Here is a 19,426-nt window from a genome sequence, read left to right on the forward strand (position 1 = left end):
GAGCCGAATCTCTACTATTGCGGCGCACCGTGTCCCGATCGGGTCTGGCTGACTCAAATTTAGCGTTGAGGGCGTTCAAAAAGATGGTCGAAAAATCGTTTGCGGTGATTGGCAATTGCCAGGCCAGACCCCTCAGTGATTATCTTGCCGCGATGGTGCCGAACGCCCAGTTCGTTCCCGGCTTTTCGCGGGAGATCAACACTGGCCTGGTATCGATGGACGAGCTCATCAAGGCGGATTGCCTGATCGTTCAGAGCGTCATGGAAAAGCGTGTGCGCCAGGCGCTGAAGGAAGCCGGGTCGGAGCGCCCGATCATTTCTTGTCCGACCATCTATTTCACGGGCTTTCATCCCGATTGCGTGTTCGTGCGCGGCCCAAAGGGGCTGATCGCAACGCCGCTCCACAACAGCAATTCGGCGATTGCGATCGCAGCGTGGAAGGCGGGGCTGACCGTGGAAGATGCGGTCAAGCTTTTCAACGAGAGCGCCTATCGTCTGCTCGGGTATTTCGATTATCTTGACGCCGCTTCGGCTGAACTCGTTACCGATGCGCGCCGGCGCGGGCTGGATATTGCCGATGAAATGGCGTCTTGGACGCGTGTGCGGCCTTTCATGCACACGCCAAATCATCCGAAACCGGTCGTACTTGCGGGCCTTGCGCGCGCGATTCTCGAAAAGATGGGTGAGCGGCCGGCGGTTCGCTATCCCGAGGGGCTGATCCCCGATCAGCTGACGACCCACATGATCTGGCCGATCTATCCCGAGCTTGCCAAGGCATTCGGGTGCGATGGTGAGTATATATTCAAGCCACCCAGCGGCAAACGCGCGTACGGGGCGGGCCTAGCCGTCTATTCTCTCGAGGAATTCGTGGCAGGCAGCTATGAAGTGTATGATAATCACGACCCGGCGACGCTTGAGTGCTCGAGGCTTGAGGATGGCCGGTATGCCGCGCTGATTGAGTCATTCAAGAGCCGACGTTCGTCGGTGACGGTGCGCTCGCATCCCTATCGGGGGCTGCCGGACTATCAGTTTTGGCGGAAGGGCGTGACGGCCGTAGCCGCCGACGCATTCGATCCGGTGCGGCCGCCCTCGCAGCGGATCGGCGAAAGCATGCAGATCGCCACTGCAGGAAGCTGCTTCGCGCAGCACATCGCAAAGGCGCTCGCGAAATCGGGCTACAACTATTTCGTCGCTGAACCCGGTCCATCGGATGCGGCGCAGCGCGAAGCGCGCCAGTTCGGCGTCTTTTCAGCCCGGTACGGCAATATCTATACGGCTGCGCAGCTCAATCAGCTTTTCGACCGGGCTACCGGTACCTTTCAACCTGACGATGTAGCCTGGACGAGGAGCGATGGTCGCTTCGTTGATCCGTTTCGACCGCGGGTCGAGCCCGAAGGTTACGCGACGGTTGAGGATGTAATTCGCGATCGATCCGAACATTTTGCGAGCGTGAACCGGATGTGGCGTTCGCTTGATGTATTCGTCTTCACGCTCGGTTTGACGGAAAGCTGGCGGGCGATCGGCGATGGCGCGGTCTTCCCGCTCGCGCCGGGGGTTGTCGCGGGTGAGATGGACCCGGCGAAGTATGAATTCCACAACTACACCGTCGACGAGACGGTGCAGCAGATGGAGGAATTTCTAGGAAAGCTCCGCGCAGTCAACCCGCGGGCTAGAGTTATCCTGACGGTATCACCTGTGCCATTGGAAGCGACATATGAGAATCGTCATGTGCTGCTATCCACAACGTACAGCAAGTCGGTGCTTCGTGCGGCTGCCGAGGCGCTCTCGTCTGGCCGCGAATGGATTGACTATTTTCCGTCCTACGAGATCATCACGGGAAATTACAATCGCGGCAAATATTATGCCGAAGACCTGCGCGAGGTGACTGCGGAGGGCGTGGGGCACGTCATGCGCTTGTTTCTAAAGCACTATACCTATAGCGGGGTATCCGCCGACCAGACGGTGAGCAAAGAGGCGGCTGAGGGCCAGGCGGTAATCTGCGACGAAGAGGCGTTGCGCGTTTGATGGCGCTTCAGCATCCGCGACATTGTACTTATTTTTAGGGGATTAGCGTTGGTTAGCGCAGTTGAAGTTTCCAATTCGGTCGTCTTTTCCAATGACGCGCCCTTCGTCCTGATCGGCGGCATGAACGTCATCGAGGACCGGGACATCGTGCTGGAGACCGCCGCCCATTTCGTCGAGGTGACGGGCGCGCTCGGCATTCCCTATGTCTTCAAGGCGAGTTTCGACAAGGCGAACCGGTCCTCGATCAATTCCTTTCGGGGCCCCGGGATGGACAAGGGCCTCGAGGTTTTGGCCGAGGTCAAGGAACGGTTCGGCGTTCCCGTGTTGACCGACGTGCATGAACCCTTTCAGGCGGCGCCTGTGGCCGAAGTCGTCGACATCATCCAGTTGCCTGCGTTTCTGGCGCGTCAAACCGATCTTGTCGTCGCGATGGCGAAGACCGGGGTGGCGATCAACATCAAGAAGCCGCAGTTCCTGGCGCCGCTCGAGATGAAGCACATCATCCGCAAGTGCGAGGAAGCCGGGAACGACCGGGTGATCCTTTGCGAACGCGGCTCTTCGTTCGGTTACAATAATCTGGTCGTCGACATGCTCGGCATGGACCTGATGAAGCCGATGGCGCCGGTGGTGTTCGATGCGACGCACGCGCTTCAGAAGCCGGGCGGCCGCAGCGACAGCGCCGACGGGCGTCGCGATCAGGCCTTTGCGCTGGCGCGTTCGGGCATGGCGCTGGGCATTGCGGGCCTGTTTCTCGAAGCCCATCCGGATCCGGACCGTGCGCTTTGCGATGGCCCCTGCGCCCTTCCGCTGCCGGCGCTGCGCGGCTATCTTGAGCAGATGCAGGCGATCGACCGCCTGGTGAAATCCTTTCCCGCCACCATCGGCGGGTGAGACGTATCCGCCGCCGGCAACAGCCTGTGGCGGTCCAGTTTGATGAATTGAGATGGGATCGAGCCGTTGGTACATGCAAAACCCCTGAAGATCTTCGTCGGCTATGACAGTCGCGAGGACATTGCCTGGCAGGTTTGCCGCCACTCGATCGTGCGCCACGCCGCGCAGGACGTGGCCTGTATCCCGCTGCGGCAGCCGGTGCTTCGCGAGCTCGGCCTCTATACGCGGCCGTTCGATCGATCATCGTCGACCGAGTTCTCGCTGACCCGGTTCCTCACCCCGTTTCTTGCGGCGCAGGACGAGGGCTGGGTGGTGTTTTGCGATTGCGACTTCCTGTTCACCGCCGATGTCGGCCAGGTCCTGGCGGGGCTCGATCCCGCCAAGGCGCTCTACTGCGTTCAGCACGACTATACCCCGGCGTTCGCCGTGAAGATGGATAACCAGCAACAGACCGTCTATCCGCGCAAGAACTGGTCGTCGTTCATGGTGTTCAACTGCGGCCATCCCGATGTCCGGGCGCTGACGCCAGACGTGGTGAACGAAGCCGCGCCCGCGCACCTGCATCGGTTTGGCTGGATTGCGAATGACGACGCGATCGGTGCGCTCGACCTCGACTGGAATTTCCTGGCCGGCGAATATCCGAAGATGCCGACGACGCCGCGGGTCATCCACTATACCAATGGCGGTCCGTGGTTCGATGAATGGCAGGACGTCGACTATGGCGATCTCTGGATCAAGGAGCGGATGCTGTACGAGGCGAGCGACGCCGCGAGGGACCTTGCAGCGGAATGAGCCGACGCAACGGCGTGGCCGGACCTGACGATGGCGAACACGGCGGGGCTGTCGCTTCCGTCCGCGTGACGCGGTTCGCCCGCGGTGTCCCGACCAAGGAGGCGTGAGCCTGCCCGGATCTGACGAACGCCGCCGCTGGCCATGGCGTTGCCACGATCATGGCGCTATGCCGCGCGGGTAAATGGGAATTTGACAGTGGCGGCCTGCGGTTGTTTCGCACCAGTGATGGTGCCAGGGCGATCCGGGGTCGCCGCCCTCGATGAAGATCAGAACCGACATCATGCTCAATAAAGCGCGAAGCCTGTTTCGCCACGCCAACCCGATATTCCTTGTGACGGTGGTCGCCCCGGTGGTGGTGGCGATCATCTATTTCGGGTTCCTGGCGTCCGACGTCTACATTTCCGAATCCAAGTTCGTCGTCCGCAGCCCTGAGAAGCCGGCGGCGACGGGGCTTGGGATGATCCTGCAGACCGCGGGTTTCTCGAACGCCAGCGAAGAGATTTTCGCGGCCAAGGCCTATGTCGAATCGCGCGATGCGCTCCGCGCCGTCAATCGCGGCGGCTATTTTGAGAAGGCCTATTCGCGGCCCGAGATATCGGTGATCGATCGGTTTAAGCCCTTCGGCATCAATGACTCGTTCGAGGATCTCTATCGCTACTATCTGTCGCAGATCATGATCCAGCAGGACTCCGCAACGTCGATCAGCACGCTGACGGTTCGGGCATTCACCGCCGCCGATGCGTATCGGATCAACAAGCAACTGCTCGAGATGGCCGAAGCGACGGTCAACAAGATCAACCAAAGGGCCCGCCAGGACCTGATCAGCTACGCCGCGACCGAGGTGAAGGATGCGAAGGAAAAGGCGAGCAAGGCGTCGCTCGCGCTTGCCGCCTATCGCAACAGTAGCGGTCTCGTCGATCCCGAGGTGCAGGCCACCGCCGGCTTGCAGATGGTATCCAAGCTGCAGGACCAACTTATCCTGGCACGGACGCAGTTGCGCCAGCTCGAGGCATTCACGCCGGCCAACCCGCAGATCCCGGTGCTCAAACGGAATATCCGCGACCTCCAGCGGGAGATGGATGACCAGATGGCGCAGATCGCCGGCGGCCGCGGGTCGCTCGCGGCTTCGTCGGTCCAGTATGAGCGGCTCCAGCTCGAAAACCAGTTCGCCGAAAAGCAGCTCGCGGGGGCGCTGGCGTCGCTGGAGGAGGCTCGCAACGACGCGCGGCGCAAGCAGGCCTATGTCGAGCGGATCGTCGACCCCGGCCTTCCCGATGCCCCGACGGAGCCGCGACGGATCCGGGGCATTCTCGCGACGTTGCTGATCGGGCTGGTCGTCTGGGGCATCGCTTCAATGTTGTACGCAGGTATCCGCGAGCATGGCAGCTAAACCGGAAACGCCCGTCGGGCTCGAACGCGGCCTGCGCGGTTCGCTGCGCGTGCAATGCAGGGTGGTCTATGCGCTGCTGATGCGCGAACTGCTGACACGCTACGGCCGCAACAACATCGGATTCCTCTGGCTCTTCCTAGAGCCGATGATGTTCACGATCGCGATCACGCTGATCTGGACGGCGACCCGGGGCGTGCATGGTTCCAGCATCCCGATCACCGAGTTCGCGCTGACCGGCTATTCGGCGATGTTGCTCTGGCGAACATTGCCGGGCCGGTGCATGCACGCGATCCAGTCGAACGTGCACCTGCTGCATCATCGGCAAGTCACGGTGCTTGACGTGTTCTATTCACGCATTCTACTCGAGCAGGGCGCCGTTACGTCCAGCTTCGTCATTCTTGGCGTCCTGTTCTGGATCTATGGCTGGCTCGAGCCGCCCGAGGACACGCTGAAGGTGCTTGCAGGCTGGTCGCTCATCGCGTGGTTCGGTGCTGGCCTGGCACTGACGATGGCCGGGCTGGCGGAGCGGTTCGAGATGATCGAGAAGCTCTGGTCGCCAACCTCGTACATCTTGTTTCCCTTTTCCGGTGCTGCCTTCCTGGCGGACAGCCTGCCGGAAAAGGCGCGCGAGATCGTCCTCTACATCCCGATGCTCCACGGCACCGAACTGATCCGCGACGGCTTTTTCGGCTCCTATTTCACACCCCATTACGATGTCGGCTATCTGATCAGCTGGAATCTGGGCCTGACGCTGTTCGGCCTGAGCCAGGTACGCCGCATTGGCGGCGGTGAGCCCGACGCATGATCCGACTGATCGACGTTACCAAGCGCTACGACATCAACGGCGGCAAGCTGGTGGTGTTGAACAACGTCAACTTCGATATCCGTCCCGGCCAGCGCATCGGTGTGCTCGGTCGCAATGGCGCCGGCAAATCGACGCTGACTCGGATCGTCAGCGGCGCCGAGAAGCCAAGCACGGGAACCATAGAACGCACGATGAGCGTCTCGTGGCCGCTCGCCTTCAACGGAGGCTTCCACGGCCGCCTCACCGGCGCAGATAATCTACGCTTTATCTGCCGGATTTACGGCGTGGACTTTCGGGAGAGGCTCGAGTTCGTCAAAGATTTTTCGGAACTCGGCAAGTTTCTTGACGAGCCGGTGCGCATTTATTCTTCGGGCATGAAGGCGCGATTGGCATTTGCCATATCGATGGTGATCGATTTCGATTGTTTCCTGATCGACGAAGTCATTGCCGTCGGTGACGAACGGTTCCGGGAACGGTGTCGCGTCGAACTTTTCGAGAAGCGCCAAGACAAGGCAATGCTACTCGTGTCGCATAGCCGCCGTTATCTGGAGGAAGTGTGTAATCGATTTCTCCTTCTAAATGACGGCGTGATTGAAGAGTATCCGACGTTCAACGATGTATTGAAGGAATACAAGAAGCTTATGGCTGGCGCTTCTTCGGAAGAGGCGTAACAATTAAGTTTCCCCGAAAGGGGCTTGCCCTTGCTTTTGGAGAAGTGTTCAGCCGGCGCAGCTGCCTATTGAGCGTGGGTTTTGCGACGGTCTTTTCGACTCGATCGCGTGATATGCGCAAGTTTGTGCAAGCGTTGACGAATGCAGGGGGTGCGTGCAATGCGGCACCTCCAACGCGTAGTGCGCCAGTCCTTTGATAAAGCGCTGGTTCGCCGTCGCGACGTGCGGTTCCACCGCGTCAAAAATGGGCTGAACGCCGACTCGTCGAGGTCGCAGTGGGGAAAAAGTTATGGATGCAGCCGCGTTCTTGTTGAATTCGGACGAAAAGTCCCGGCGCTTGATCGGCCGCGGCATCGACGTTGTGAACATTGAGCAGGAGGCACTCGCGAAGCTCGCCGAATCGTTGGACGAACGGTTCGCCAGCGCCTGCGAGACGATCCTGGCAGTCCGAGGCCGGGTGGTCATCACCGGGATGGGCAAGTCCGGCCATATCGGCCGGAAGTTCGCCGCAACGCTTTCGGCCACCGGAACCCCGTCCAGCTATGTACACCCCGCCGAAGCCGCGCATGGCGATCTGGGAATGCTTGTGCCCGGAGACGTGTTGGTTGTGATCTCCAATTCGGGCAACACCACCGAACTCAGGCCGTTCCTGCAATATGCACGCGCGATCGAAGTGCCGGTGATCGGCATTGCTTCCAGGCTTGAGTCGCTGGTCATGCAATTCGCCGACGTGAAGCTTGCCGTGCCGGCGATGCGCGAGGCGTGCGCAGCAAACATCGCGCCGACAACATCGACGACGATGCAACTCGCGCTTTGCGATGCCATTGCAATGGCGGTGATGGATACGCGGGGCTTCTCCCGCGACGGAATGAAGGCGCTTCATCCCGGTGGCGCGATCGGCCTGCGACTGACCTCGGTCGGCGAGGTGATGCACGGTCCCGCGCGGCTGCCGCTGGTCAAGCCGGCAGAGGAAATGAAAGCAGTCATCAGCGTGATGACGGTGGGCGGCTTCGGTATCGCAGGTGTCGTCGACCCGTCCGGTGCGCTGCTCGGCGTGATCACGGATGGTGATATCCGGCGTCATTTCGACGGATTGCAGCAAGCCCGGGCAGAAGGCGTCATGTCGCGCGCGCCCAAGATCATCGCTGCGGATGTCTTGGCCGAGGATGCGTTGCGCTTCCTGCACGAGCAAAAGATCACTTGCGCCTTTGTCTGCGAAGAATGCGACGGACACCCTCGACCGATCGGGATCGTGCACGTGCACGATTTTCTGCGGATGGGTCTCGCATGACGATGTCGTCGCTGCCGAGCTTCGCAATTATCATTCCGGCGCGATATGCATCCACGCGTTATCCCGGAAAGCCACTCGCCATGCTCACGGGCGCCAGCGGGCAACAGAAGTCGCTTATTCAGCGCAGCTGGGAATGCGCGATGCGCGTGCCGGGGGCGAGCGGCGTCTGGGTCGCCACGGACGATGATCGCATTGCCGATGCTGTTACGGCATTTGGCGGCGAGGTGATCATGACCTCGCCCGACTGCGCAAACGGTACCGAGCGATGCGCGGACGCGCTGAGATCGGTCGGCGATGCGGTCGAAGTGATCGTCAACCTGCAGGGTGATGCTCCGCTGTCACCGGCGGCGCTGGTGCCCGAGCTGGTCGCCCGGCTTGCGGCCGATTCCGGCATCGCCATGGCCACCCCGGCGGTGCGAGCATCCGATCTGATGGTTGAGCATCTGTTGTCGGATGCCGATGCCGGCCGCGTGGGCGGGACGACGGTGACCGTCAATGCGGCAGGCGACGCCCTTTACTTCTCTAAACGGGTGCTGCCCTATCTGCCGCAAGGTGCGAGCGGCGAGCGGCCGGACGTGCACGTTCATCTCGGCGTGTATGCCTATCGACCGGAAGCGCTTCGCCATTATGCAGCCCTGCCGGCTTCGGCGTTGGAGCTCGCCGAGGGCCTGGAGCAGCTCAGGTTTCTGCACATGGGCTTGCGCGTGTCCGTCCTGACGATCGATGCGCTTGCGTGGAACTCGATCGAATTGAACAACCGAAGCGATATTCCCGCTATCGAGCGCGAGTTCGTGACGCTGGGAATCGATTGACCGCCTTGACCAGCATCGCTCCGGAGCGCAGCGCCGCCATTGCTTGTTTGACGCTCAGGCCGTGACTGAATGCGGATGCGGGCCTTGGTCGAGGTGATCGTTCTCCATGTGCAGGCCCTGCTGTCGCAGCCCTGGCGCTACGCGACCGGTGCCTATTGGCGCCTGTGGGGGAAGCGGGTGCGGGCACGCGGTATCCTGGAGCCTTTGCTGGGGCGGCCGCCGCTCGCCTACCGCATCTGGTGCCGACGATCCGAGCCGCGGGCGGCGCCCGGTGATCTGAAAACCTTGCCTGATGGTCGGCACTTCCAGATCGTGGTCGAGCATCAGCCTGGGCGCGCGCTCGACCAGACCGTCCGTTCGCTGCGTTCGGCGGGATGGAAGCAACGAATTTTCGTGCGCAGCGAGGCGTCCGATCCCTTGTATGCCGGCATCGCCGACATCGACTGGATCGAACGCTGCGATCACGCCGATCTGAATCCCGACGGCGGCAGGTTCTGGCTCGCGGTTCTGCGTTCGGGCGATCTGGTTGCTCCGACGTTTCTGCAAGCCTATGCCGGTGCGACTGCGGAAACAGCATCGGCGATCGTCTATGCCGATGACGATGCAATCGATGCACGCGGACGACGATATTCGCCGCATTTCAAGCCTCGCTTCAACGCAGAGCTTTTCAAGCATCACGACTTTCTGACCTATAGTTGCGCCGCCCGCGTCGACGGTTCGCATCTGGCGCTTGCCGCTGCCCAAGGGCCAGGCTGGTGGCAGTACATCGTCCATGCGCTTGCTGGCGTGGCTGTGCCAGCGCCGCATCACCTGACGGGGGTGATGCACCACCGGCGTGATCGGCCCGAGCCAGTCGTGCCACCATTTACTCTGTCGGACGATCAGCCAGCGGTCACGATCATCGTGCCGACGCGCGACAAGCTCGACTATCTTGAGAAATGCCTGTCCGGCGTGAACGCGACGGCCTACTCAAACATGTCCGTGATCGTGATCGACAATGGCTCGGTCGAGGCGCGGACGCTGCGCTTTCTCGAACAATGGGAGAATGCTAGTTCGTGCCATGCGGTGATGCGAGATACGGGACCGTTCAACTATTCGAGGCTCAACAACGCCGCGGCGGCGCACGCGAACAGCGGGCTGATTTGTTTTCTCAACAACGACATTGAGATCGTCGACCCGGCGTGGCTCGCGATACTTGCCGAGCAGGCGAAGCGCGCGGACGTCGGCGCGGTGGGGGCTCAACTGCTTTACCCCGACGGCTCGCTGCAACATGCTGGCGTGGTGATCGGCGTCGGCGGCGGCGCGGCGCATGCCCATCGCGGACTTCGTCCGAACGAAACCGGCTATTTCCGCCGCCACGCCATCCCCCAGTTCGTGTCCGCCGTCACCGCGGCGTGCATGGTCGTCGACCGGGAGCGCTTCCTTGCGGTGGGAGGCTTTGACGAACGGGCATTCCCGGTTGCATTCAATGACGTCGATTTGTGCCTGAAGCTCAATGCGAAAGGCTGGCAATCGCTCTATGAACCGCGAGCGACGCTCATCCATCACGAGTCCAAATCGCGTGGCAAGGACAGCTCGCGCAAGAACCGGGATCGATTTGCGTCTGAACTCGCTGCACTGAAGACGAAGTGGCAAACTGAGGGCGCCGTCGACCCTTACCATCACGCGTTCCTGAGCCAGTACAGCGAGCAGTTCGTCCTCAAGCCATGACGAAGCCAGTCGATCTGTCCAGCGTGACACTATGTGCGGTCACCTCTACCAACATTGCGGCGACGGTTGCCGCCCTTCGCGTATCGATGCGCGGCGCGACGTTTGCGCGAGTGCTGTTGATCACCGATGCCGAGATCGGCTGCGGTGATGGCATCGATGTCGTCAAGATTCCCAAGATCGACAGCGCGAAGGCTTATTCGCTGTTCATCCTGAAAGAACTCGTCAACTATATCTCGACGGGTCACGCGTTGCTGGTTCAATGGGACGGCTTTGTCATCAATCCGCATCGGTGGGAGCCTCAGTTCCTGGATTATGACTATATCGGGGCCATATGGCCGCACCACGATCACCCCTGGAACATGGGCAATGGCGGCTTCTCGTTGCGCAGCCGTGCCCTTTTAGAGGCCTGCGCAGCGCCGGACTTCAAGCCGTCGCACCCGGAAGATTTGAGCATATGCCAAGCGAATCGCGCGCTGCTCGAGAACGGCAAGGCCTTCCGCTTTGCGCCCGAAGCCGTGGCGCGACGCTTCTCCTATGAACGTGAGCGTGTTCCGAACGAGACATTCGGATTTCACGGCGCGTTCAATCTTCCCCGCGAGGTGGACCCGGCCAGCTTCTTCAGGATGTACCGAAGCCTCGACGACCGGAAGAGCGTGTATCACGACAAGTGGAAGATCGCAGCCGGACTGGTGTCGCGGGGCGCCAATCCGGTGCGCGTCGCGGCGTTGCTACATGACGGAATCAAGGGACGGCGGGCGTAACGCTTCCATCGTCTTGCTACGCCTTGGCGTCACCGATCAGATATAGGTCCGCAGCAATTCGCCCAGCGCGCAGATCGCCAGGCTCTGGCCATAGGGCATCGAGGTGAGGCGGATGTCCTTGTAGAATTGCAGCGTGTCGCCCATCGCAGTGCCGAAGCTCACCTGTTGCAGCTCGCCCTTCTCGTCGATGTTCGCGAGCACGCCGCGCACCGCCTTCAGGCCCACCGCCTCATAGGTGCGCGGCAGATAGCCCTTTCGCACCGCCTTGAGGATGCCATAGGCGAAGCCGGCCGTGGCCGAGGCTTCGAGATAGCTGGTCGGGTCCATCACCAGCGTGTGCCACAGGCCGCTTTCGTCCTGCGTCTGGCCAAGCGTCTTCACCTGTGCGGCAAGCGTGTCGATCAGGAAGGTGCGGAAGGCGTCGCCCTCGGGAAGATCGAGGATCTCGATGATCTCGGGGATCGCGATCGTCACCCAGCAATTGCCGCGCGCCCATAGCGCCTCGGCGAAATTGTGCCGGCCGCCAAAATCCCAGCCGTGGAACCACAGACCCGTCTTCTTGTCGAACAGATATTTGATGTGGACGAGGAACTGGCGCTTGGCCTCCTCCACATAATGCGGGCGTCCCAGCAGCAGCCCGATCTTGGCGAGCGGCAGCACGCTCATCATCAGCGTGTCGTCCCACAGCTCGCCGGGATTCTCGTCATTATAGACGATGTGCTGGAAGCCGCCCTCCTCGGTCTTGGGCAGCCCGTCGGGTGCCATCAGCCATTCGGCCCAGGTGTCGAGATAGGGCAGGTAGCTGGGATCGGGCGCGTGCTCGTACAGCCAGGCGAGCGTGAGGAAGGGGGCGACCGTGTTGATGTTCTTGGTCGGCGTGCCCTCGGCGAAGCGATCGGCGAACCAATGCTTGATGATGCCCAGCGCCTTCTGGTCGTTCGTCTGCTCGAAATAGCGCCACATGCCGAACAGGCCGACGCCGTGGGTCCATTCCCAGCCGGCCCAGCCCTTGGTGTCGATGATGCGACCGTCTTCGAGGTGGAGCAGGAACTCGCCGGTCTCGTCCTTGATGTGGACGAGATTGTCCATCAGCAGCGCGATCTTCTGCGTGACCAGGCTGTGGGGAATGTCGTGCGAGGCGGCCAAGGGATATTCTCCGTGGGTGAAGGGGGTTAGAGGCCGTGGCGGCGCGCGAAGCGATCGAACAGGCCGGGCCAGGGATGGGGCGAGCCGTCGGGCTCGATCAGGGGCAGGCCGTGGCCGCCCTTTTCGAAGATCATCAGCTCGGACGGGATCTTCGCCGCCTGAAGCGCTGTGAACATGATGAGGCTGTTGGCCGGCGGCACCGCCGGGTCGTTCGCGGCATGCGCCACGAGCGTGGAGGGCATGTCGGCCGGCAGATCGCTTTCGGCGGAGAAGCGGCGGACCTGCGCCTCGCTGGGGCTGGGACCGAGCAGTTCCTTGCGCGACCCGCCATGCGCCTCGGGCAGGCGCAGGGTGATGACCGGGAAGAACAGGCCGAGCGCGACCGGCCGGGCGGAGAGCCGGTCGGCTGCGTCGACGGGCGTATAGGTGGCGAGGCCGGCGCGGCTGCCGAGCCGGGCGGTGAGGTGGCCGCCGGCGGAAAAGCCCATCGCGCCGACGCGGGCCGGATCGATGTTCCAGCGTGCCGCCCCGGCGCGGATCAGTCGCATCGCGCGCTGTGCGTCCTGGAGCGGGGCGTCTGGCCCCGCCGCCCAGCCGTCATGCGGCAGGCGGTAGAGCAGCTCGAACACCGTGGTGCCGCGCGCGGCGAAGTGGCGGGCGATATCCGATCCCTGCCGCCCCAGCGCGACGCGGGCATAGCCGCCGCCGGGGATCATCAGCAGCGCCGAGCCATCGGGTCGGGCGGCCGGCACGACGTTGAGCATCGGCGTGGCGACATGCGGCCAGGCGATATCGTCCTCGCCGCCGGTGGGCGAGCGCTTGACCCATTGGTCCGTGACGGTGACGCCCTCGCCGCCGGGCGGTGGGCCGGGCCAGAGCGGCAGCCGCTCGATCGGCGCGGCGCGGGCGGGCAGCGCAGCGGCGGCGGTTGCTGCGGCAGAGGCGGCGAGCAGGCTGCGGCGGGTGATCATTGCAGCTCCTCCGGGCGTTGCGGCGCGGGCACCATCGCCACCGGCAGGCCGCCGCGGACATTGCGTAGCGTAACCAGCCGCACCGGCTCCAGCGTGTTGCCGGGCGCACCGTCCGAAGTGACGGCGAGCGCGATGCTGTTCGTGCCGCGATGGTTGAGAATGCCCTCGGGCACCGGGAAGATGCGCTGCGGGCCGACATGGGCGATGAACTGCCCCATGTTCCATCCATTGATGAAGATCAGCAAGCGGTATCGCGCATCCGGTGATCGCGGCTTGGTCGTGTCGCCGAACGCGACGCCGATCGTCGCGTCCTGCCCCTTCGGTACATCGAGCGTGAAACGGCTGCGGTACCAGGTCGTGCCGGGGGCTGCCGGCGCCGCCGACTGCCAGCCGCGATCGTCGAAGCCGGGCAGGTGCCAGCCCATCCGCTCGCCATATTGGCCGCCATTGTTGGCGACGCCGCGCACCGGATCGGGCAGGTCCTCGCCGCCCTTGCGGCCCTGGATCTTCCAGGTGACCGGCACGGCGAAGCTGGGGCCGGCGGCAGGCTCGACCGAGGCGAAGACCAGCCCACGCGCTTCCTTGTGGAAATCGTCGGCGTCGAGATCCCAGCTATGGCCGTTGTTGCGGACCATCACCGACAGGGCATGGGCGCCCGGTGCGCGCGCAGCCTCTGGCAGCGCGAATTCGGCGACGCCGGTGGTGATCGGGCGAGGGAGGCCGCCGGGCAGTTCGTGCTGGCCGATCAGGCGCCCGTCGAGGAACAGCTGGAGCATGCCCGATCCGCCCGCGCCATAATGGATGCGGATGCGCTCGGCGGCGGGGCTGCCGTCGAACCGGCCGCGATACCAGACATCGCCTTCGTGGAAGCCATAGGCGTCCATCAGCATGTTGGGTTCGCCATCGGGCCGCGCGGTGATGCTGGCATAGGCGCGACGATCGATCGCCTGCCAGCCGCTGTCGTCGAAATCGGGGGCGGCCTCGGGCGTGCCGGGGGCGGAGACCCAGGCGAGCGTGGGCAGCGTGATCGGCGCCGGGCCGGGGAGCGGCGCGGTGGCACGCAGGCTGCCGGAGGCGGTGCGCGTCGCGGCGACGGCCGTGCCGTTCCAGCGGAGGGAGCGGATCGTAGCGGGCGCCCAGACTTCGAGCGGGCTGGGCGCGTCGGTGTCGCCGGTCAGCGCCAGCGTGGCGCCTGACGGTGTCGCATGGCGCACGAGCGCGGGGCCGCGCACCAGCGTGTGGCCGATGCGCCAGAAGCGCGCGCCCTCGGCCTCGTCGCCGATCAGCAGCGTCGAATCGGGCCGGCCGCCGCCGGTGAGGCGCAGCCGGGTGAGGCCGTCATGCGTGTAGCGCAGCTTCAGGTCGCCGCGCGTGGCATCGAAGTGCGATTCCGCCGTGCCCTCCAGCACCTCCACCTTGGGCGCCGAGGCATAGCGCAGCACCGTCTCGCCCGGCTCGCCGGTGCGGCCATAGAGCAGCAGCAGGTCGCGCCCGTCCTGGCGCAGCGCCGCCTGGAGTTCGGAGCTGGAATAGACGAGTCGCTGGCCGCCCAGCGTCACCCCCGCGACCAGCCATTTGGCATCGAAGCCGTTCAGCTGCATGTCCCAGGCATAGCGGCCATCGGGCAGATCGGCGCCGAGGACGAAGCGATCGTCGCTGCGGCCGTTCGACGGCTTGTGGGTGACGAGCAGGAAGCGCGCGTCGCTCTCCGGGCTCTTGTTGTGATAGACCTGGATGTGCTCCGAGGAGACCTGCACCGGCCCGGCGGGCACCATGCCCGCCAGATCGGGGACGCTCTGGATCAGCCCGGCGAGCTGTTTCAGCTCCTCGGCCTTGGGGCGCAGCGCGCGGGTCTCGTCGATCGCCGCGCCATAGTCATAGCTGGTGAACACCACAGGTGCTGGCAGCCAGCCCCAGCTGGTGCCGCCAAAGCCCATATAGAAGCTCTGGATCGAAATGCCGTTGGCCAGATTGGTGCCGTAGAACACCCGCTGGAAGCGCTTGCCCCGCTGGATCGCGTTGCAGTCATAGCCGCCGTTCGAGCCCCAGTAATCGAACCAGCCACCGCCGAATTCCGCGAGGAAGCCGGGCGTATTGGGCGAGGCCGACGCGCCGCCCTTCGCCCCGCCGGGGCCATAAAAGCCCCAATCGGGCGCCGCCGATCCGCGCGTCGGCCTGCCGCCCACGGTGCAGGTGCCGCCGGGATAGCCGTCGAACGCATAAAGGTCGGTGGGGCCTTCGACCGTCTTGTCGACATCGGCGCCGTTCGGCACCCAATAGCCGTTGCGCCCCTGATCGTTGTGGAAGATCGGCACGTTGATGCCGTCGGCGCGCGCCTTGGCGTAGAGATGGTCCATATAGCGGCGCTGGGCGGGCGTGGTCAGCGCCAGTTCGTTCTCGATCTGGTGGAGGATCACGGTGCCGCGATGGCCCTTGCCGTCGCCGTTGATCTGGTGCCGCGCGATGATCGCGTTGACCTGGGTCAGCCACTCGTCGGCGGCGGCCATATAGTCGGGATCATCGGTGCGTGCGCGCGCGCGCTGGTTGACCAGCCAGCCGGGAAAGCCGCCGCGCGTCAGCTCCGCATTCACATAGGGGCCGGCGCGGGTGATGACGTAGAGCCCTTCCTCCCCCGCCATCGTCAGCAGCCGATCGATGTCGCGGATGCCGGAAAAGTCGTACACGCCCGGTTTCGGGCTATGGAACCCCCAGTCGAGATAGAGCGCGACGGTGTTGAACCCGCTCGCCTTCATCTTCTGCAGCACGTCGCGCCACAGATCGGGCGAGGGCAGGCGGAAGGCGTGCATCTCGCTCGACCAGATCACCAGCCGCTTGCCGTCGATCATCAGCGAGCGCGCGTCGAACGAGACGCGGCCGAAGGTCTTGACCGGCGCGGCGAGATTGGCGGTGGGCCGCGCTTCCTGCGCGGCGGCGGGCAGGGCGACGAGCAGGCTCGAGGCGAGCAGGGCGGCGCGGATCATGGCAGGTGGAACACCGGGCGGAGCGGCCATTCGCAGGGCTTGTTGTCGGGCTCCACTTCCATCAACGGCGCCATTTGGTCCCACCAGCGGCGCATCACCGGATGGGCAGGCAGCTGATCGTTGGTGGCATCGTCGGTGAGCTTCAGCACCGCGAACAGCGCGCCGGTCGCCTCGTCGAGAAAGATCGAATAGTCGCGGATGCCGGCGTCGTGCAGCAGCGCGGCGAGTTCGGGCCAGATCGCGTCGTGGCGTGCCTTATATTCCTCTGCCATGCCCGGCTTGAGCTGCATCCGGAACGCCTGTACCTGCATTTCCCCTCCGCGCCACTATGTGGAACTGTTATGCACGATATGGTAGCAATGCGGCTCGGCTGCGTCAAATGCGATCCGCGCGGCGTCGGCGTCGTCGAGCAGCAGCGGCGGCCGTGCATCGGCGCCGTCGCGGGTGAGCGATAGGCGCACGGCGGACAGCCCCCGGACATGGCGCGCCCACAGGCCCCAGGCGGGGGTCGGGCCGAACATGCTCGGCTCGGGATAGGCATCGGCCCGTTCGGGCGGCGGCGCGGGTGCGGCGCCCGCGAACCCGCCGGTGAAGTGGAGCGCGATGTCGGCGAGGTGCACGGCCTCGATCGGGTGATCGGGCAGGCCGGCGAGGATCGCGGCGAAGCGCGGGTCCACGCCGGTTGCGGTGATGCCCTGCAGGCGAACGCCGCGTATCGCGCCGATCGTGGTGCCCGCCGGCCCGCGCAGCCGCGCGCCGAGCCGGACGAACAGCGGTGCGCTGGTCACGTCTTCCATTGCCAGATTGTCGGCGTGCAGATCCTCGATCGTGCCGCCATCGACGCTTTCGATCGCCAGCCCCCGGCTGCGCACGAAGCGGCAGTTGCGGATGCGGATGCGGCGGAAATCGCCATTGCTTTCGGTGCCGAGCTTGATGCGGCCGGTGACGCGGTCCAGATCCGGCGCCAGTTGCTGGGTGCGGCCATGGCTGCCGTCGAGCAGCGTGCCGGGATCGAAGCCGGAGACGGTGCAATGCTCGATCGTCACGTCCTCGCAGTTCGTGCGGCCGAGTGCGAGGCTGGTCTTGAGCACGATTCCGTCGTCATTGGGCGTGTTGACCCGGCAATGCGAGACGGTGGCGCGGCGCACCCCGTCGAGATCGATGCCGTCGCGATTGGTGTCGATCGTCAGGCCGGTGCAGGCGAGATCGTCCACCTCGCTCGCCAGGATCGCGAAATGGCCCGCGCGCAGGATCGTCAGGTCCGCGATTCCCACGCGGCGGCAGCGGACAAGCGCGATCGCCTTGTTGCCCTGGCCGCGCATCGCGGCTGCATCGGGCTCGAGCGTCGCGACCTGCGCTGCGGTCATCGCCGCCATCGAAAGCGGGCGCTCGCCGCGCTGGGCGCGCCAAGGGGTGCCGGGGCCGTTGCGGGTGAGGCCGGCGCCGTCGATCCGGCCCTTGCCGAGGATCGCGATGTCCTCGGCATCCTCAGCCCAGATCAGGCTGTTGTGCCAATGGCTGTGGCCGAAATCCTGATAAAGCTGCGGGCCGCGATCCTCGGGCAGGTCATAGGCACCGTCGGGGCCGGGCGTGGCGGCGAGCAGGGTTGCGCCGGCCTCGATCGCGAGGGTGACGCGGCTGGGCAGGCGGAGCGAGAAGCTGCGGTACGTGCCGGGCGGGAGCAGGACGATGCCGCCGCCTGCCTTGTGCGCGGCGGCCAGGGCGGCGGCGACGGCCGGGCCGTCCAGCGCAACGCCGTCGCCGAGCGCGCCATGCGCGCGGACGTCGAGGACGAGACCGGTGCGGATCAGATCCTCCCCGGAACGGGGAGGGGGACCATGCGAAGCATGGTGGAGGGGGCTCTCAACAGAGGTCTCGCGCGTGGCGATCCCCCTCCACGAAGCCTTCGGCGCGGTCCCCCTCCCCGTTCCGGCGAGAAATTGGGGGTTGCCATCAGTTGCCTGCCGGGCGTTCGGTGCTGGCGGTCAGGCTGGGCGTCAGTCCGAGGCTTTCGATCGCCGGGGGGTGCGCGGGATCGAAGCGTCGGGCGTCGTCAAAGAGATGCGCGCCCAGCTCCGGCGCTGCCTCGGCCAGTCCTGCCGCCACCGCGCGGGCGAGCAGCCAGGCGCCTTGATTGTCATGATGCGTCCGGTCGCGGCCGTCATCGTTGAACAGCCTCGCCGCCTCGGCCGGGCCATAGGCCTCGTACAGCGCGATGGTCGCGGCCTGGAGATCGACCAGCGGCACGCGTTCCTCGCGCGCCACCTTGCCCATCGCCTCGGCATAGTCGGCAAGCGTGTGGCGGATGCGGCCGCCCTGGAAATTGCGACGCTCGGGCGAAGTGACGAGCACCGGCTTGCCGCCGCGCCGCCGCACCTCGGCAATATAGGTGCGCAGCCAAGCGGGATAGCTGATCGCCGGATCGGCATAGGTCTGCGGCCACTGCGCCTTCTGGTCGTTATGGCCAAACTGGATCAGCACCCAGTCGCCCGGCCGGACCTGCGACAGCAGCTTGTCGAAGCGCAGTTCGGTTACGAAGGACTTCAGCGTCTCGCCCGATTCGGCATGGTTGGCCACCGCGATATCGGGCCGGAACAGCGCCGGCAGCATCTGGCCCCAGCTGGCGGCGGGCTCGGCGGGCTGATCGGTGACGGTCGAATCGCCGGCCAGGAAGGCGGTGGGCACCGTTACCGGCTCGATGGTGATGCGTTGCACGCGCGGATCGCCGAGGAATTCGAGCGTGAGCTTGTCGTCCCAGCTATAGCTGCCCGCCTCGCGCGGGTTGAGCCGCACGGCGGTGCCGCCCGGCGCGTTGACGGGGGGCGCGGCCAGTGCGGCGGTTCGCACGTTGACGACGAAGCTGGCGGTGATGAACTGGCCCGGCGCGGTGGTGACGGCGCGCAGCATCAGCCGGCGCGATTCGGCCTTTACCGTGGTGGTGGCGGCGGCATGGGTGTCTCCCAGCCGCACCGTCACGCGGTAATTGCCCTCGGGCACGGCGACCGAGAACAGCCGCTCCCGACCTTGCCCGCCGGGTTCATAACCATAGGCGCCGGGCCGATAGGGCGTGCCTTCGGCCACGGTGACGCTGCCCGGCTGGGGCGGCGCGCCGGGGGCGAGATCGAAGGTCTGGGGGCCGGTCACGGCGGCGAGCATCGCCAGCATCCACATCGCGTCAACC

At 64.7% G+C, this 19,426-nt stretch carries 16 protein-coding genes; 10 read left to right on the plus strand and 6 right to left on the minus strand.

What is annotated here, in order from left to right; translation table 11 throughout:
* Nucleotides 1-83: 83 nt before the first annotated feature.
* The 10 genes from ACX40Y_RS04080 to ACX40Y_RS04125 all read left to right on the plus strand — a co-directional run bounded on the left by ACX40Y_RS04080 (nt 84) and on the right by ACX40Y_RS04125 (nt 11,147).
* Nucleotides 84-2,024 (plus strand): GSCFA domain-containing protein, encoded by a 1,941-nt coding sequence (locus ACX40Y_RS04080; RefSeq protein ID WP_459118245.1) that lies wholly within the window; start codon nt 84-86, stop codon nt 2,022-2,024.
* Between the two features lie 48 nt (nt 2,025-2,072).
* Complete coding sequence (kdsA, locus tag ACX40Y_RS04085) at nt 2,073-2,915, plus strand: 3-deoxy-8-phosphooctulonate synthase (protein WP_459118246.1); 843 nt, start codon at nt 2,073-2,075, stop codon at nt 2,913-2,915.
* A gap of 66 nt (nt 2,916-2,981) precedes the next feature.
* Nucleotides 2,982-3,707 (plus strand): hypothetical protein, encoded by a 726-nt coding sequence (locus ACX40Y_RS04090; RefSeq protein WP_459118247.1) that lies wholly within the window; start codon nt 2,982-2,984, stop codon nt 3,705-3,707.
* Nucleotides 3,708-3,966: 259 nt separating this feature from the next.
* On the plus strand, nt 3,967-5,097 hold the full coding sequence (locus ACX40Y_RS04095; RefSeq protein ID WP_459118248.1) for a hypothetical protein: 1,131 nt from the start codon (nt 3,967-3,969) through the stop codon (nt 5,095-5,097).
* Entirely contained in the window at nt 5,087-5,902 is an 816-nt protein-coding gene (locus ACX40Y_RS04100; RefSeq protein ID WP_459118249.1) for an ABC transporter permease, read from the plus strand. The genes ACX40Y_RS04095 and ACX40Y_RS04100 overlap by 11 nt, the downstream gene beginning before the upstream one ends.
* On the plus strand, nt 5,899-6,573 hold the full coding sequence (locus ACX40Y_RS04105; RefSeq protein ID WP_459118250.1) for an ABC transporter ATP-binding protein: 675 nt from the start codon (nt 5,899-5,901) through the stop codon (nt 6,571-6,573). Before ACX40Y_RS04100 ends, ACX40Y_RS04105 begins: the two co-directional genes overlap by 4 nt.
* Before the next feature lie 289 nt (nt 6,574-6,862).
* Entirely contained in the window at nt 6,863-7,864 is a 1,002-nt protein-coding gene (locus tag ACX40Y_RS04110) for a KpsF/GutQ family sugar-phosphate isomerase (RefSeq protein WP_459118251.1), read from the plus strand.
* A complete protein-coding gene (locus ACX40Y_RS04115; protein WP_459118252.1) occupies nt 7,861-8,676 on the plus strand; it encodes a 3-deoxy-manno-octulosonate cytidylyltransferase in 816 nt (271 codons plus the stop codon). The genes ACX40Y_RS04110 and ACX40Y_RS04115 overlap by 4 nt, the downstream gene beginning before the upstream one ends.
* 93 nt (nt 8,677-8,769) lie before the next feature.
* Nucleotides 8,770-10,386: a glycosyltransferase gene (locus ACX40Y_RS04120; protein WP_459118402.1), complete on the plus strand. Its 1,617-nt coding sequence runs from the start codon at nt 8,770-8,772 to the stop codon at nt 10,384-10,386.
* Nucleotides 10,383-11,147 (plus strand): DUF5672 family protein, encoded by a 765-nt coding sequence (locus ACX40Y_RS04125; protein ID WP_459118253.1) that lies wholly within the window; start codon nt 10,383-10,385, stop codon nt 11,145-11,147. The genes ACX40Y_RS04120 and ACX40Y_RS04125 overlap by 4 nt, the downstream gene beginning before the upstream one ends.
* Before the next feature lie 36 nt (nt 11,148-11,183).
* Here the strand turns inward: ACX40Y_RS04125 and bglB are convergent, their stop codons facing one another.
* The 6 genes from bglB to ACX40Y_RS04155 all read right to left on the minus strand — a co-directional run bounded on the left by bglB (nt 11,184) and on the right by ACX40Y_RS04155 (nt 19,416).
* On the minus strand, nt 11,184-12,236 hold the full coding sequence (gene bglB, locus ACX40Y_RS04130) for a beta-galactosidase BglB (RefSeq protein ID WP_459118403.1): 1,053 nt from the start codon (nt 12,234-12,236) through the stop codon (nt 11,184-11,186).
* 83 nt (nt 12,237-12,319) lie between these two features.
* Entirely contained in the window at nt 12,320-13,264 is a 945-nt protein-coding gene (locus tag ACX40Y_RS04135) for an alpha/beta hydrolase (RefSeq protein WP_459118254.1), read from the minus strand.
* On the minus strand, nt 13,261-16,245 hold the full coding sequence (locus ACX40Y_RS04140; RefSeq protein WP_459118255.1) for a glycoside hydrolase family 35 protein: 2,985 nt from the start codon (nt 16,243-16,245) through the stop codon (nt 13,261-13,263). The genes ACX40Y_RS04135 and ACX40Y_RS04140 overlap by 4 nt, the downstream gene beginning before the upstream one ends.
* Nucleotides 16,242-16,556 (minus strand): L-rhamnose mutarotase, encoded by a 315-nt coding sequence (locus ACX40Y_RS04145; protein ID WP_459118256.1) that lies wholly within the window; start codon nt 16,554-16,556, stop codon nt 16,242-16,244. The genes ACX40Y_RS04140 and ACX40Y_RS04145 overlap by 4 nt, the downstream gene beginning before the upstream one ends.
* A gap of 15 nt (nt 16,557-16,571) precedes the next feature.
* Entirely contained in the window at nt 16,572-18,134 is a 1,563-nt protein-coding gene (locus ACX40Y_RS04150) for a rhamnogalacturonidase (RefSeq protein WP_459118404.1), read from the minus strand.
* Between the two features lie 64 nt (nt 18,135-18,198).
* Nucleotides 18,199-19,416 (minus strand): rhamnogalacturonan acetylesterase, encoded by a 1,218-nt coding sequence (locus ACX40Y_RS04155; protein WP_459118257.1) that lies wholly within the window; start codon nt 19,414-19,416, stop codon nt 18,199-18,201.
* Nucleotides 19,417-19,426: the final 10 nt, after the last annotated feature.

This window comes from Sphingomonas sp. RS6, assembly GCF_054489705.1.

Bases quoted from the DNA above. Each gene is read 5' to 3' on its own strand.
- ACX40Y_RS04140 (WP_459118255.1), bottom strand. From the start codon at position 16,245: ATGATCCGCGCCGCCCTGCTCGCCTCGAGCCTGCTCGTCGCCCTGCCC.
- ACX40Y_RS04080 (WP_459118245.1), top strand. From the start codon at position 84: ATGGTCGAAAAATCGTTTGCGGTGATTGGCAATTGCCAGGCCAGACCC.
- ACX40Y_RS04135 (WP_459118254.1), bottom strand. From the start codon at position 13,264: ATGATCACCCGCCGCAGCCTGCTCGCCGCCTCTGCCGCAGCAACCGCC.
- ACX40Y_RS04115 (WP_459118252.1), top strand. From the start codon at position 7,861: ATGACGATGTCGTCGCTGCCGAGCTTCGCAATTATCATTCCGGCGCGA.
- ACX40Y_RS04100 (WP_459118249.1), top strand. From the start codon at position 5,087: ATGGCAGCTAAACCGGAAACGCCCGTCGGGCTCGAACGCGGCCTGCGC.
- ACX40Y_RS04095 (WP_459118248.1), top strand. From the start codon at position 3,967: ATGAAGATCAGAACCGACATCATGCTCAATAAAGCGCGAAGCCTGTTT.
- bglB (WP_459118403.1), bottom strand. From the start codon at position 12,236: ATGGACAATCTCGTCCACATCAAGGACGAGACCGGCGAGTTCCTGCTC.
- ACX40Y_RS04155 (WP_459118257.1), bottom strand. From the start codon at position 19,416: ATGTGGATGCTGGCGATGCTCGCCGCCGTGACCGGCCCCCAGACCTTC.
- ACX40Y_RS04125 (WP_459118253.1), top strand. From the start codon at position 10,383: ATGACGAAGCCAGTCGATCTGTCCAGCGTGACACTATGTGCGGTCACC.
- ACX40Y_RS04145 (WP_459118256.1), bottom strand. From the start codon at position 16,556: ATGCAGGTACAGGCGTTCCGGATGCAGCTCAAGCCGGGCATGGCAGAG.
- ACX40Y_RS04110 (WP_459118251.1), top strand. From the start codon at position 6,863: ATGGATGCAGCCGCGTTCTTGTTGAATTCGGACGAAAAGTCCCGGCGC.
- ACX40Y_RS04105 (WP_459118250.1), top strand. From the start codon at position 5,899: ATGATCCGACTGATCGACGTTACCAAGCGCTACGACATCAACGGCGGC.